The organism is Mycobacterium sp. NGS33 (assembly GCF_059812885.1).
This window is the reverse complement of sequence record NZ_JCALDN010000006.1, coordinates 148,847-161,053: the sequence shown is the minus strand read 5'-3', so window position 1 is coordinate 161,053 and position 12,207 is coordinate 148,847. Positions and strand designations below refer to the sequence as shown.

Here is a 12,207-nt window from a genome sequence, read left to right as displayed (position 1 = left end):
GCCGAATCAGCCGCCGAACACCCCGGTGAGCTGGGCCTGTGCCGTGGCGGCGCCGCCGATCGTCTGTGCCGCCTGCACCCCTGCCAGGCCGGCGGGCAGCTGATAGTCGTTGGGCAGCTGATAGTCGTTGGGCAGCTGATAGAGGGTGAACCGGTAATGATGCGTGCCGGTGCCCGCCGGGGGACAGGGGCCCTTGTAGGCCGGCTGGCCGGCCGTGTTCGGCAGAGCGGTCGCCCCGGCCGGGGTCTGACCATCGGCGGTGCTCCCGGAACCCGGAGGGATTCCGACGACAACCCAATGGACGTAGAGCCCGTTGACGGCGTCGGGGTCGTCGACCACCAGCGCCGCACCCAACGGCGCCGTCCACGTCAACGGCGGTGCGATGTCGGCACCCTTGCAGGTGTACTGGACCGGGATCGGCGCCCCGTCGGCGAAGGCGGGACTGGTGATGGTCAGTGATCCGCCGGCGGGTGCCCGCGGCGCCGTGCGGCCCAGGGTGGTGATCTTCGGCGCCGACGACGTCGTCATGTGGCCATCGCCTTGGCCGCCGCAGCCGGACAGCGCCGGCGCAATGGCCAGCGCACCGAAGATCGCTGCGATGCGGCCAAGCCTGCCCGCCGACGCCGGTTCCATGACTACCAGTCTGACTCCCGCGCCCGCGCTCGGGAAGGACCCGATTTCATCCGCGCGGACGGCGGTTACTGTGCGCGCTTCTCGACTTCGAGGACCCGCTTGCGCAGGCCCTCGGTGGCCGTGTCCATCAGGCTCTTGGCCCCCTTCTTCACCAGAAATCCAGGGACCGGCGCCACCAGGTCCACGGTGAGCTCGAAACGGACCCTGGTGGCGTCGCCCTCGGGGGTCAGCGTGTACCGACCCTCCTGAGCACGTTGCTGTTTGGCACGGACCAACGTCCAGCCCACACCGTCGTCGTGAACGGTGTATTCGAGTTCCTGCTCGTCGCTGACGCCGACGAGCTTGACGACCTGCCTGGACCTGGTCGGACGATTCTGGTCGTCGCGCTCGAGCACCTCGACCTTCTTGTGCGCCGACGACCACTCGGTCAACGACTCGAGGTCGAAGAGCACATCCATGATTTCGTCGGGCGTCGCCTCGATGACGACTTCGCGGGAATCGGTGATAGCCATCCCGGGGAAATAGCCCGAGCGGTCTGGCGCGAAACCAGTCGCCGGGGGCGGCTAGAGGCTCGCCCGGGCGCCAACGTGCGCGAGTCGGGGGAGGATGACGTCGCGCCATCCCGGCCCCATGCGTTCGAACGCGCGCGCCATGCGGCCGTCGTCGAGGTCAAAACCGCTGTGCTCCAAGAAGACCCGGGTGCCGGCCCCTTCGGCTTCCAGCCGCCAGGTCAGCGTCCAGGCCGCGGTGAACGTGTAGACGAAGCGGTGCGGTGCGTCGACCTCGAGCACCGTGCACGGCTGCTTGCCATAGCCCGGCATGTCGAGGGTGAACTGGTGACCTACCACCGCGGCCACCTCCCCTTCGGCCCACCAGAGCTTCATCAGTGCGGGTTCGGTGAGCAATCGCCACACCTTGGCCGGTGGCGCCGCCACGAATTGGTCAACCCGGATCGTCGCGGGCCCTGACGTTTCGGTCATTCCAGCTCCTCTGCCACCTCGGCGAGCGTGGCCAGTCGGCCGCGCCAGAACTTCTCGAAGGGATGCAGCCAGTCGCCGAGCTCCGCCAACGGCTCGGCGGTCAGGCGGTAGATGCGATGACGTCCATGCGGCTGGTCGGCCACGAGTCCCGCGTCGCGCAGCACCTTGAGGTGCTCGGCGACCGCGGGCCGGCTGAGCTCAAACCGATCGCTGAGTTCCCCCGCCGACAGCGGCTGGGCGACGAGGATCTCCAGCAGTTCGCGCCGCACCGGGTTGGCCAGGGCAAGGAAGACACGATCGACACTCGGCACGTTCGCCAACATATGTCGGATATTCCCGACATGTCAACTATTTCCGACATAAATGCCGCCGCGGCATCCACGCTGCCCGCAGACCGGGACGGCTACCTTGCTGGATGTGCATCTTGACTGGGAATGGTTGACCGGCAGCGTGCGTCGCTGCCGGCTTCCGTTCTGCGACGTGACCGTCGGGCTGGTGTGGGGCCGCAGCGGCGCAGTGCTCGTCGACACCGGGACCACGCTCACCGAGGCGGCGGCGATCGACGCCGACGTGCGGCTGCTCGCGGGGCGCCCGGCGACCCATATTGTGTTGACGCACAAGCACTTCGATCATGTGCTGGGCTCGTCGCTGTTCGAGGGGGCGCAAGTCATCTGCACCCCCGAGGTCGCCGAGTATCTTTCCTCGGCGACCGGTGACCTCCGCGAGGACGCGCTGCGTCATGGTGCCGACCCCGCCGAGGTGGACGCGGCGGTCGCGGCCCTACGGCCCCCGCGCAGCGGCGGTTACGACGCCACCATTGACCTGGGGGATCGGGCGGTGACGATCGCCCACCTCGGGCGTGGCCATACCGCCTCGGATTTGGTGGTGCTCGCGCCCGCAACGGAAGGCGGCCAGCGGACCGTGGTCTTCACGGGCGACCTGGTGGAGGAGTCCGATGACCCCGCGATCGACGCCGACTCCGACGTCGCGGCCTGGCCCGCGACCCTGGACCGGCTGCTGGCGGTCGGTGGGCCCGACGCGATCTACGTCCCGGGCCATGGCCGGGTCGTCGACGCGGAGTTCGTCCGCCGTCAACGGGACTGGCTGGCGCGTCGCGCGGCAGCCCCGTGACCGATACCGTATCGAAACGTATTGTCTCCCAACGCGTTGGAGTCGAAGGGCGCTCGCAAGAACCGGGCGGGCCAACAGTTTTGGCTCAAGTCCGTCGACCCTGATTGAACTGCCGTTGCCGGGGATAGACTCACGTTCAGTGAATTCGTGCGCGAAGAGGAGCGAAAGACATGGCGATCATTGAGAAGGACACCCAAGTCCGGCCATCGTTTGACGACGAGGTCGCTGCCACGCAGCAATACTTCGACGACCCGCGCTTCTCCCGCATCACCCGCCTCTTCACGGCCCGCCAGGTAGCGGAGCAGCGCGGCACCATCCCCACCGACTACACCGTCGCCCGCAACGCGGCGGCCGCGTTCTACGAGCGGCTACGCGAGCTGTTCGCCGAGAAGAAGAGCATCACCACCTTCGGCCCCTACTCGCCCGGCCAGGCCGTCGCCATGAAGCGGATGGGCATCGAGGGGATCTACCTGGGTGGTTGGGCGACCTCGGCCAAGGGTTCCACCACCGAGGATCCCGGACCCGACCTGGCCAGCTACCCGCTGAGTCAGGTGCCCGACGACGCCGCGGTGCTGGTGCGCGCGCTGCTGACCGCCGACCGCAACCAGCAGTACCAGCGCCTGAACATGAGCGAGCAGCAGCGGGCCACCGCCACCGAATACGACTACCGGCCGTTCATCATCGCCGACGCCGACACCGGCCACGGCGGTGACCCGCACGTGCGCAACCTGATCCGCCGCTTCGTCGAGGTCGGGGTCCCGGGATATCACATCGAGGACCAGCGGCCCGGCACCAAGAAGTGTGGCCACCAGGGCGGCAAGGTGCTGGTGCCGTCCGACGAGCAGATCAAACGCCTCAACGCCGCGCGCTTCCAGCTCGACATCATGAAGGTGCCGGGCATCATCGTCGCCCGCACCGATGCCGAGGCGGCCAACCTGCTGGACAGCCGGGCCGACGAGCGCGATCAGCCGTTCCTGCTCGGCGCCACGAACCTCAACATCCCGTCGTACAAGTCCTGCTTCCTGGCGATGGTGCGTCGCTTCTACGAGCTGGGCGTCAAGGACCTCAACGGCCACCTTCTCTATGCGCTGCCCGAAGGGGAGTACGCCGAGGCCTCGGCGTGGCTGGAGCGCCAGGGCATCCAGGGCGTGATCTCCGATGCGGTCAACACCTGGCGCGAGAACGGTCAACAGTCGATCGACGACCTGTTCGACCAGGTCGAGTCGCGGTTCGTGGCGGCATGGGAGGACGACGCCGGGCTGATGACCTACGGCGAGGCCGTGGCCGAGGTGCTCGAATTCGATGCCAGCGAGGGCGAGCCGGCCGACATGAGCGTCGACGAGTGGCGGGCCTTCGCGGCGCGTGCGTCGCTGTACTCCGCCAAGGCCAAGGCGAAGGAACTGGGCGTCGACCCGGGTTGGGACTGCGAGCTGTCCAAGACCCCGGAGGGCTACTACCAGATCCGCGGCGGCATCCCGTACGCCATCGCGAAGTCGCTGGCGGCCGCGCCGTTCGCCGACATCCTGTGGATGGAGACCAAGACCGCCGACCTGGCCGACGCCAAGCAGTTCGCCGATGCCATCCACGCCGAGTTCCCCGAGCAGATGCTGGCCTACAACCTGTCGCCGTCGTTCAACTGGGACACCACCGGCATGACCGATGAGCAGATGAAGCAGTTCCCCGAGGAACTGGGCAAGATGGGCTTCGTCTTCAACTTCATCACCTATGGCGGACACCAGATCGACGGCGTCGCGGCCGAAGAATTCGCCACCTCGCTGCAACAGGACGGCATGCTGGCGCTGGCGCGCCTGCAGCGCAAGATGCGTTTGGTCGAATCCCCTTACCGCACACCGCAAACCCTGGTCGGCGGGCCGCGCAGCGACGCGGCGCTGACCGCCTCGTCGGGTCGCACCGCGACCACCAAGGCGATGGGCGAGGGGTCGACCCAGCACCAGCACCTGGTGCAGACCGAGGTGCCGAAGAAGCTGCTCGAGGAGTGGCTGGCGATGTGGAGCGAGAACTACAGCCTGGGGGAGAAGCTGCGGGTGCAGCTGCGGCCCCGCCGGGCCGGCTCGGACGTGCTGGAGCTCGGGATCTACGGCAACGACGACGAGCAGCTGGCCAACGTCGTCGTCGACCCGATCAAGGACCGGCACGGCCGCAGCATCCTTCAGGTCCGCGACCAGAACACCTTCGCCGAGAAACTCCGGCAGAAGCGGCTGATGACGCTGATCCACCTCTGGCTGGTGCACCGCTTCAAGGCCGACGCGGTGATCTACGTGACGCCGACCGAGGACAACCAATATCAGACCGCGAAGATGAAATCGCACGGCATCTTCAGCGAGGTCTATCAGGAGGTCGGCGAGATCATCGTCGCGGAGGTGAACCGGCCCCGCATCGCCGAACTGCTGCAGCCCGACCGGGTCGCGCTGCGCAAGCTGATCAACAAGGAAGATTAGCCAGCAACCCACCGGCGGCCGCCCATCCACCGATGCGGCGGCCGCTTGCGGATTGCGTGATCCAGGGCCGACTCGCACCGGCGCGCCGCCCGCGCCCGCCGCGAACCACTCTCGTCACCGGGGTGTCCGACGCGCATCGGTTCGCCGTCCGCGGTCCGATGCCAAAAATTTACCGTGCGCACAGTTGCACAGGTGTAGGATTTAGCTTGTAACAAACGCACCGAGCTGAGGGGAGCGCCCGATGAAGACCCCAATCACGAAGGCAATCGCGGTGTTCGGCGGTGCAACGGCGGCCGTTTTGACGGTCGGATTCGGTGCCGCGGGTGTTAGCCCGGCCGGCAGCACAACGGCGGTGGCGCCGCATCCGTCGTCCAGTGTCGCGACGACACAGCCCGGCACGTCCGTCCCCGGCGCCCACATCGCCACGCTCGTCGGGTGCATTCCGGGAGCGAATTGCTAGCAGACCGCCGTTCGCGATGGCCCGTCACATCCCCGTGACGGGCCATCCTCGTCTCGGCGGATTTCGCCGCCCGAATCTGTTTGCGCGGCGACGCCCCGGGGTAAGAAAAAGTGGGCGGCGCGAAGTGGCGCATGTGGAGATTGGGGGATCTGATGAGATCTGGACCGAGGACGACGGTCGCACTGCTCGGCGGTGCGGCGATGCTCGTGTTATCGGTCGCCTGCGGCGGCGGCCATAAAGGCGGCCCCAGCAGCACCACCACCCCGACGACCACCCCGTCGTCTAGCGTCGCGCCCACCACTGTGCCCGGTGGCGGCGAACCCGGCGGCCCCAATGGCGGCGGCGGCAGCGTGCCCGGCGGTCCGACCGGTGGCGGCGGACCCGGCGGCGGTGGCGGCGGCGTGCCGGGTGGCCCGACCGGTGGCGGCGGCCCCGGCGGGGGCGGCGGCAGCATTCCCGGCGTCGGCGGTGGCGGCGGCGGACCGGGCGGCGGCGGAGGTTGCGTCGGCAACGTCTGCGGCGGCTACTGATCGCCCGATGAGCCAGCGCTAAAGCGCAAACACCAAGACTTGCTCCCTAGCCGGTGGGGCCGGGATAACCTGGCCCCATCGGCTAAACCCTGCGTCTGGGCCTAGGGCGGAGCCCGCATTCCGAGTTATGGTTCTGGCCAACTCGGATGCAAGGGGACGTCAATGTCGAAGCTGCGGTTCGGATACTTCATCGCCCCATTCCACCGCGCGGGCACCAATCCGACGCTGGCCTTGCAACGCGATCTCGCGTTCGTCGAGCATCTCGATGCCCTGGGTTTCGACGAGGTCTGGTTGGGCGAACACCACTCGGCGGGTAGCGAGATCATCAGTTCCCCAGAGATTTTCATCGCCGCCGCCGCCGAACGCGCGAAGCGCATCCGGTTCGGCACGGGCGTCATCTCGCTGTCGTACCACAATCCGTTGTGGGTCGCCGACCGGCTGATGCTGCTAGATCACCTCACGCACGGCCGCATCATCGGCGGCGTGGGCCCGGGCTCACTGCCCAGCGACTCGTCGATGATCGGGCTCACCCCGACCGACACCCGCGAGCTGCTGGAAACCAATCTCGACATCGTCGTGCGGCTGCTGGCGGGCGAGACCGTCAGCGCCAAGACCGCCACCCATCAGCTCTTCGACGCCAAGCTGCAGCTGGCCCCCTACTCCGACGGCGGGATCCCGCTGTCCGTCGCGGCTGTCGCCTCGCCCACGGGCGCGCGGTTGGCCGGCAAGCACGGCATCGGCCTGCTGTCCATCGGGGCGACGCTGACCGTCGAGGGTTTCAACGCGCTGTCCTACCACTGGGGCATCGTCGAGGAGCGCGCCGCGGCCTTCGGCACCCAGGTCGACCGCAGAAACTGGAGCCTGGTCGGTTTGTTCCACCTCGCCGAAACCGAGAAGCAGGCGCGCGAAGAGGTCAAGTTCGGCATCGAGCCGTGGTTCCGGTACTTCCAGAAGGTGGCCGCGTTCCCTCAGATGACGATGCCCGGGGAACAGCTCGACGAGATGATCGACGTCATCAACGACAATGGCGCGGGCGTGATCGGCACCCCCGAGCGGGCGCGCGAACAGGTGCAGCGGCTCTGGGATCAGTCCGGCGGGTTCGGCTGCATGCTGCAGATGGGTCACGAGTGGGCGAACCCCGCCGCCACCCGGCGGTCCGCCGAGTTGTTCGCCGCCGAGGTCATGCCCCACTTCCAGGGCCAGGCGCAGCCGACGCTGGACGCCGCCGCGCGCGCCGGTCAGGCCCGCGAGAACCTGGCGCAGTCGCAGCTGGACGCCGTCGCGCACATGACCAAGAAGTATGAAGACGAGGTCGAGGCGAAATAGCGCCTCGTTGCGCGGCTTCATATCGGGCCGACAGCCGGGACCCAGTGGGCGGCTAAGGACGCGGCGCATACCTGGAGGATGAGCAGCGACAGGCCCCACCCCACGACGACCGGCGGACGCCGCGGCGTGCTGCGCCTCGTTGTCGGGATCGCCGCGACCCTGGCCATACTCGCGCTGTACGACGCCGCTCGCGTCGCCACACCCGGGGGCGCGCCGGGATGGGCTTTGGCGAGCCGGACGGACCTGGCCGTTGCGCCCGAGGCGCCGCCCGGCCTGACCGGCGGCGGTTTCGCGGCCGATGACGACGATCAGTCCCGGCTGCAGGAGCAGCTCGACCAGCAGCAGCTGCAGCAGTCCATGCAACAGGCCGAACAGCAAAACGAGCAGGCCCAGCAGCAGTTCAATCAGGACATGCAGCAGCAACAAACGTACGAAAACCAGTTCAACGAACCGTAATTCGTGAATGGCAGCGTGGCGGCCGCTTCGCGCGGCCGTCACGCGTTCTGCGACAAGGTCAGCGCCCGGCGCGGGATTCCCGTTCGGCCGCCTTCACCAGCCGGCCCGCGAAGAACCGGACCGCTCCACCCATGGCCGCGCGCATCAGCGGACCCGTCCCGCGAACGCCTTCGGTGAACGAACCCGTCCAGCGGATGTCGGTGCCGCCCGCCGCATTCGGCGTCAGGACCACCTCGCCGGCGTAATCCTGCGCCGGGGTGCGCGGGCCCACCAGCTTGTAGGCGTGGCGCCGGTCCGGCTCGTAGGCGACGGTTTCCTCCTGCACGTAGACGGGCCACATGCCCACCTTGCGTATAGCTCCGATGCCACCCGGGGCGGGGTCGCCCTGGCGCGCCCAGCTCGAGTGCACCACGATCGGCTTGGCCCACTGCGACCAGTTCGCGCCGTCGGCCACCAGCCGGAACACCGTCGCGGGGGGCGCGCTGCTGGTGCGAGTGACTTCGAAGGAATAGTTGCGGCCCGGCATGACGACTCCTGGTGGTAGCAAACGGACGGCCCTGGACGCCGCTCGCCGGTAGGCTACCGCCCGTCCCGCGCTATAGCGGGATTGGGTTCGGCGCTGCGCCGCGCACCTTGGGCGTCCGCTGACCCGACGACCCGTAAAAGGGCCTGCGCGCGAACGCCACTGGCTAGTCTCCACTCGAAAGGTGGGAGATGGTTCTGAAATTGCGGGTGTCGCCCGATCTGATCGGCGGCGACGTGGAGGCCGGCTACGGCAAGGTGGCCGACGCGTTCCGGGCGACCCTTCGCGACGGCGCCGAGGTCGGCGCGGCCGTCGCCGTCTACCGCGACGGCGTCAAGGTGGTCGACCTGTGGGGTGGCTACCGCAACGGGCTGACCAAGGATCCGTGGCAGGCCGACACGATGGTGAACATGTTCTCCACGACCAAAGGCGTCGCCGCCCTGGTCGTGGCGGTGGCGGCCTCGCGCGGACTCATTTCCTATGACGCCAGGGTCGCCGATTACTGGCCGGAATTCGCGCGGGCAGGCAAGGGGGACGTCACGGTCCGCCAACTTCTGGCCCATCAGGCCGGAGTCTGCGCGCTCAAGCCGAAGCCGACGCTGGCCGACGTGGCCGATCCGCAACGGTTGTCGCCGATCCTGGCGGCCCAGGTGCCGGCGTGGCGGCCGGGCACCCGGCACGGCTATCACGCGATCACGCTGGGCTGGTACGAGTCCGAGTTGATCCGCCGGACCGATCCGGCCGGGCGCACCCTGGGCCGGTTTCTGGCCGACGAGATCGCCGCGCCGGCGGGACTCGACCTGCACATCGGCCTGCCCGCCTCGGTCGACCGCGCTCGGGTCGCCCATATTCACAATTGGGCGCGCGCGGAAACGATGCTGCATCTGGGCGTCATGCCCGCAGGATTCGTGGGCGCGTCGCTGAATCCGGTTGGCCTGACGGCCCGCACCATCGCGGTCCCGCGCGGCGTCAACCCGTTCGACGGCGACTACAACCGCGACGACGTCCGGGCGGTCGAGATCCCGTCGGCCAACGGCATCGGTACCGCCCGGTCGGTGGCGCGGATGTATGGCAGCGCGGTGTGCGGGGGCGCCGAGGTGCAGCTGCGCCAAGACGTCCTCGAGGCGCTGACGGCGCCCGCGGTTCCGCCGAGCCGCGGCGTGCGCGACAAGGTGATGCACATCGACGTGGCGTATTCCCTGGGTTTCTGTAAGCCCGTGCGGCAGTTCACGTTCGGCTCGTCGGATCGGGCGTTCGGCACGCCGGGCTTTGGGGGATCATTCGGGTGCGCCGACCCCGACACCGGCGTCGGGTTCGCCTATGTCATGAACCGGCTCGGGTTTCACCTGTGGAGCGACCCGCGTGAACTCGCGTTGCGGCAGGCATTGTTTCGCGACGTGCTGGGGGTGCGTCCGCAGAGTTGACGCCAACAACGGCCGTCGCGAGTGGCATCCTGGCCAGGTGGGCCTGATATTCCGGTTGGCGGAGCTGCTGATCTTGATCCTGCCGCTGACCGGCGCGATCATCGCCGCGGTGCGCGCATTCGGCGCCTACCGCCGGCGCGCCGACGAGCGGTCGCGGGAAATCGGTCCACCACCGGCACCCGGCACGGCCACCGCCGATCGGGCGGGCGTGAATCAGGCGGCCCAGTGGCGCTCGATCCGCCGCGTTCTCGATGAGCACGGCCGCACGGACGCGCGCTGGCTGGAGTACGAACTCGACGTCGCCAAGCTCCTGGACTACCCCCTGATGACCGACATGCGCGACGCAAACACGATCGCGTTCCACAAAGCCAAGCTGCGGGCCGACTTCCTGCGCCCCGTCAAGGCCGAGGACCTGCTCGACGACCGCGAAGGCGCCGCGCGATACATGGCCGCCGTCGAGGACTACGTCACCGCGTTCGACGCCGCCGAGTCCGAAGCGATCCGCCGTCGCCGCACCGATTTCTCCCGGGCGGATCAGCAGCGAATTGCGCGGGCGCAGAGCCTGTTACGGGTCGCGGCCGATCCCGGGGCGGCGCCCAACGAACGTCAGCGCGCCTACGACGTGGCCCGCAGCGAACTCGACGGCCTGCTGGTGCTGCCGTCGGCGACGCAGGCCAACCTCGAGCGCGGGATCTCCGGCGAGCTCGAGCGATAGGGCCGGCGATCGGATGACCGCGACACCCGGGCCGCCGGCCGCCCAACCGAACGAGCCACCAGGCCTCGAGGGGTTCCCGCGCACGCCGCCACCGCTTGCCGGCCCGGTGACGTTCGACCAGCACTGGCGCGATGTGACCTTCATCCATTGGCCGGTGCGTCCCGAAAGCGTCGAGACGATGTACCCGCCCGGCACCCGTCCCGACGTGTTCGCCGACGGGATGACCTACGTCGGGCTGATCCCGTTCGCCATGAGAAGTACCAAAGTTGTTGGTGCACTTCCGCTCCCATATTTCGGGAGTTTTCTGGAGACCAACGTCCGGCTTTATTCGATCGATGACGCAGGTCACCACGGCGTGCTGTTTCTGTCGCTCGAAACGGCGCGATTGGCCGTCGTTCCCGTCACCCGCCTCGGCCTCGGTGTCCCCTACACCTGGGCCAGGATGCGGCTGCGGCGCCACGACGGACGCATCGGGTACGACAGTGTCCGCCGATGGCCCCGGCGCGGCGTGTACAGCCGCATCGAGATCGCCGTCGGCGACGCGGTCGAACCGACGCCGCTGGAAATCTGGCTCACCGCCCGGTGGGGCGCACGCACGGCCGGCCGGACGTGGTGGGTGCCAAATGAACACGGACCCTGGCCGTTTCGCGCCGCGGAGGTTGTCGGGCTGGACAGCGAGCTGGTGAAGGCCAGCGGGGTGCGGCCGGTCGGCGATCGGTTACGCGCGCTGTATTCCTGCGGTGTGCGAACGCGTTTCGGCCGCCGGCAGCTGGTCCGTTGAGCTACGGACAGGTGTAGCCTCCGTCGATCACGACGTCCGAACCGGTCATGTAGCTGGACGCCTCGGCGGCCAGATAGACGTAGAGGCCGACGAGTTCCTCGGGCCGCCCGATGCGGCCGAGCGGGATTTTCGGCTCCCACTGGCGGTGATACTCGGTTAACGGCTCGACGAGCTCGGTGAGGATGTAGCCGGGGCTGACGCTGTTCACCCGGATGTTGTGCGGAGCGAACTCGACGGCCATGGCCTTGGTCAGGTGGATGACGGCCGCCTTGGCGGCACAGTAGTGGCCGACCTGCTGCGGAACGTTGATGATGCTGCCCGACATGGACGCGGTGTTGATGATGACGCCGCCGCTGCCTTGCGTGACCATCGCCCGGGCCGCCGCCTGCGCGGTGAGGAAGACCCCGGTCACGTTGGTGTCCTGGATCCGCTGAAATTCCTCCGGCGACATCTCCAGCATCGGAACGACCGCGATGATGCCGGCGTTGCACACCGCGACGTCGATGCCGCCCAGCTCGGCGGTCACCTGGTCCACCATGCTGGTCACCTGGTCGGGTTGGGTCACGTCGCATCGGATCGGCACGATCTCGCCCTGGACATCGCCGGCGTCCGCCGCGAGCTCGTCGGCGACGTCGTGCAACGCATCGAGATGCCGGGCCGCGATGGCCACGTGGGCGCCGGCCTGCACGTAGGCCTGCGCGACTTTCCTGCCGATCCCGCTGGACGCCCCGGTCACCACCGCCCGCTTGCCGCGCAGGCTGAACAACTCCAACACGTTCATTCGATCTC

Annotated in this window: 14 protein-coding genes; 8 read left to right on the top strand and 6 right to left on the bottom strand. The window is 68.4% G+C overall.

Annotated elements, in window-relative coordinates:
- Window positions 1-6: 6 nt before the first annotated feature.
- The 4 genes from AC5Y5B_RS13870 to AC5Y5B_RS13855 all read right to left on the bottom strand — a co-directional run bounded on the left by AC5Y5B_RS13870 (window position 7) and on the right by AC5Y5B_RS13855 (window position 1,936).
- Entirely contained in the window at window positions 7-633 is a 627-nt protein-coding gene (locus AC5Y5B_RS13870) for a YbhB/YbcL family Raf kinase inhibitor-like protein (protein WP_500005620.1), read from the bottom strand.
- A 65-nt stretch (window positions 634-698) separates the two neighbouring features.
- Window positions 699-1,145 carry an SRPBCC family protein gene (locus tag AC5Y5B_RS13865; protein ID WP_500005619.1) on the bottom strand — a complete coding sequence of 149 codons (447 nt, stop codon included), beginning with the start codon at window positions 1,143-1,145 and terminating at the stop codon, window positions 699-701.
- Between the two features lie 51 nt (window positions 1,146-1,196).
- Window positions 1,197-1,613, bottom strand: coding sequence for an SRPBCC family protein (locus tag AC5Y5B_RS13860; RefSeq protein ID WP_500005618.1), 417 nt, complete (start codon window positions 1,611-1,613; stop codon window positions 1,197-1,199).
- The gene (locus AC5Y5B_RS13855; RefSeq protein ID WP_500005617.1) at window positions 1,610-1,936 is read right to left on the bottom strand and encodes an ArsR/SmtB family transcription factor; all 327 of its coding nucleotides are present in this window, start codon (window positions 1,934-1,936) and stop codon (window positions 1,610-1,612) included. The genes AC5Y5B_RS13860 and AC5Y5B_RS13855 overlap by 4 nt, the downstream gene beginning before the upstream one ends.
- Window positions 1,937-2,030: 94 nt before the next feature.
- Here AC5Y5B_RS13855 and AC5Y5B_RS13850 point away from each other — a divergent pair, with 94 nt between their 5' ends.
- The 5 genes from AC5Y5B_RS13850 (at window position 2,031) to AC5Y5B_RS13830 (ending at window position 7,975) form a co-directional block, all read left to right on the top strand.
- The gene (locus AC5Y5B_RS13850; protein ID WP_500005616.1) at window positions 2,031-2,744 is read left to right on the top strand and encodes an MBL fold metallo-hydrolase; all 714 of its coding nucleotides are present in this window, start codon (window positions 2,031-2,033) and stop codon (window positions 2,742-2,744) included.
- A 170-nt stretch (window positions 2,745-2,914) separates the two neighbouring features.
- On the top strand, window positions 2,915-5,203 hold the full coding sequence (gene aceA, locus AC5Y5B_RS13845) for an isocitrate lyase ICL2 (protein ID WP_500005615.1): 2,289 nt from the start codon (window positions 2,915-2,917) through the stop codon (window positions 5,201-5,203).
- Window positions 5,204-5,815: 612 nt separating this feature from the next.
- On the top strand, window positions 5,816-6,193 hold the full coding sequence (locus AC5Y5B_RS13840; RefSeq protein WP_289176297.1) for a hypothetical protein: 378 nt from the start codon (window positions 5,816-5,818) through the stop codon (window positions 6,191-6,193).
- 162 nt (window positions 6,194-6,355) lie between these two features.
- On the top strand, window positions 6,356-7,519 hold the full coding sequence (locus AC5Y5B_RS13835) for an LLM class flavin-dependent oxidoreductase (RefSeq protein ID WP_112631535.1): 1,164 nt from the start codon (window positions 6,356-6,358) through the stop codon (window positions 7,517-7,519).
- Window positions 7,520-7,597: 78 nt separating this feature from the next.
- Window positions 7,598-7,975, top strand: coding sequence for a hypothetical protein (locus tag AC5Y5B_RS13830; protein ID WP_133259217.1), 378 nt, complete (start codon window positions 7,598-7,600; stop codon window positions 7,973-7,975).
- A 58-nt stretch (window positions 7,976-8,033) separates the two neighbouring features.
- Here AC5Y5B_RS13830 and AC5Y5B_RS13825 read toward each other — a convergent pair whose 3' ends face one another.
- Window positions 8,034-8,501 carry an SRPBCC family protein gene (locus AC5Y5B_RS13825; protein ID WP_112631533.1) on the bottom strand — a complete coding sequence of 156 codons (468 nt, stop codon included), beginning with the start codon at window positions 8,499-8,501 and terminating at the stop codon, window positions 8,034-8,036.
- 188 nt (window positions 8,502-8,689) lie between these two features.
- On the opposite strand from AC5Y5B_RS13825, the gene AC5Y5B_RS13820 reads away from it, so the two are divergent.
- From AC5Y5B_RS13820 to AC5Y5B_RS13810, 3 genes are read left to right on the top strand one after another with little or no spacing between them, the layout of a single operon-like run.
- Window positions 8,690-9,922: a serine hydrolase domain-containing protein gene (locus tag AC5Y5B_RS13820; protein WP_112631532.1), complete on the top strand. Its 1,233-nt coding sequence runs from the start codon at window positions 8,690-8,692 to the stop codon at window positions 9,920-9,922.
- 37 nt (window positions 9,923-9,959) lie between these two features.
- Entirely contained in the window at window positions 9,960-10,637 is a 678-nt protein-coding gene (locus AC5Y5B_RS13815; RefSeq protein WP_112631531.1) for a hypothetical protein, read from the top strand.
- Between the two features lie 13 nt (window positions 10,638-10,650).
- On the top strand, window positions 10,651-11,418 hold the full coding sequence (locus AC5Y5B_RS13810; protein ID WP_500005614.1) for a YqjF family protein: 768 nt from the start codon (window positions 10,651-10,653) through the stop codon (window positions 11,416-11,418).
- 1 nt (window position 11,419) lies between these two features.
- Here AC5Y5B_RS13810 and AC5Y5B_RS13805 read toward each other — a convergent pair whose 3' ends face one another.
- Window positions 11,420-12,199 (bottom strand): SDR family oxidoreductase, encoded by a 780-nt coding sequence (locus AC5Y5B_RS13805; protein WP_112631529.1) that lies wholly within the window; start codon window positions 12,197-12,199, stop codon window positions 11,420-11,422.
- Between the last annotated feature and the right edge of the window lie 8 nt (window positions 12,200-12,207).

Coding starts and splice junctions, on each gene's coding strand:
- AC5Y5B_RS13825 (WP_112631533.1), bottom strand. CDS start 8,501: ATGCCGGGCCGCAACTATTCCTTCGAAGTCACTCGCACCAGCAGCGCG.
- AC5Y5B_RS13840 (WP_289176297.1), top strand. CDS start 5,816: ATGAGATCTGGACCGAGGACGACGGTCGCACTGCTCGGCGGTGCGGCG.
- AC5Y5B_RS13870 (WP_500005620.1), bottom strand. CDS start 633: ATGGAACCGGCGTCGGCGGGCAGGCTTGGCCGCATCGCAGCGATCTTC.
- AC5Y5B_RS13855 (WP_500005617.1), bottom strand. CDS start 1,936: ATGTTGGCGAACGTGCCGAGTGTCGATCGTGTCTTCCTTGCCCTGGCC.
- AC5Y5B_RS13865 (WP_500005619.1), bottom strand. CDS start 1,145: ATGGCTATCACCGATTCCCGCGAAGTCGTCATCGAGGCGACGCCCGAC.
- AC5Y5B_RS13820 (WP_112631532.1), top strand. CDS start 8,690: ATGGTTCTGAAATTGCGGGTGTCGCCCGATCTGATCGGCGGCGACGTG.
- AC5Y5B_RS13860 (WP_500005618.1), bottom strand. CDS start 1,613: ATGACCGAAACGTCAGGGCCCGCGACGATCCGGGTTGACCAATTCGTG.
- AC5Y5B_RS13830 (WP_133259217.1), top strand. CDS start 7,598: ATGAGCAGCGACAGGCCCCACCCCACGACGACCGGCGGACGCCGCGGC.
- AC5Y5B_RS13835 (WP_112631535.1), top strand. CDS start 6,356: ATGTCGAAGCTGCGGTTCGGATACTTCATCGCCCCATTCCACCGCGCG.
- aceA (WP_500005615.1), top strand. CDS start 2,915: ATGGCGATCATTGAGAAGGACACCCAAGTCCGGCCATCGTTTGACGAC.
- AC5Y5B_RS13810 (WP_500005614.1), top strand. CDS start 10,651: ATGACCGCGACACCCGGGCCGCCGGCCGCCCAACCGAACGAGCCACCA.
- AC5Y5B_RS13805 (WP_112631529.1), bottom strand. CDS start 12,199: ATGAACGTGTTGGAGTTGTTCAGCCTGCGCGGCAAGCGGGCGGTGGTG.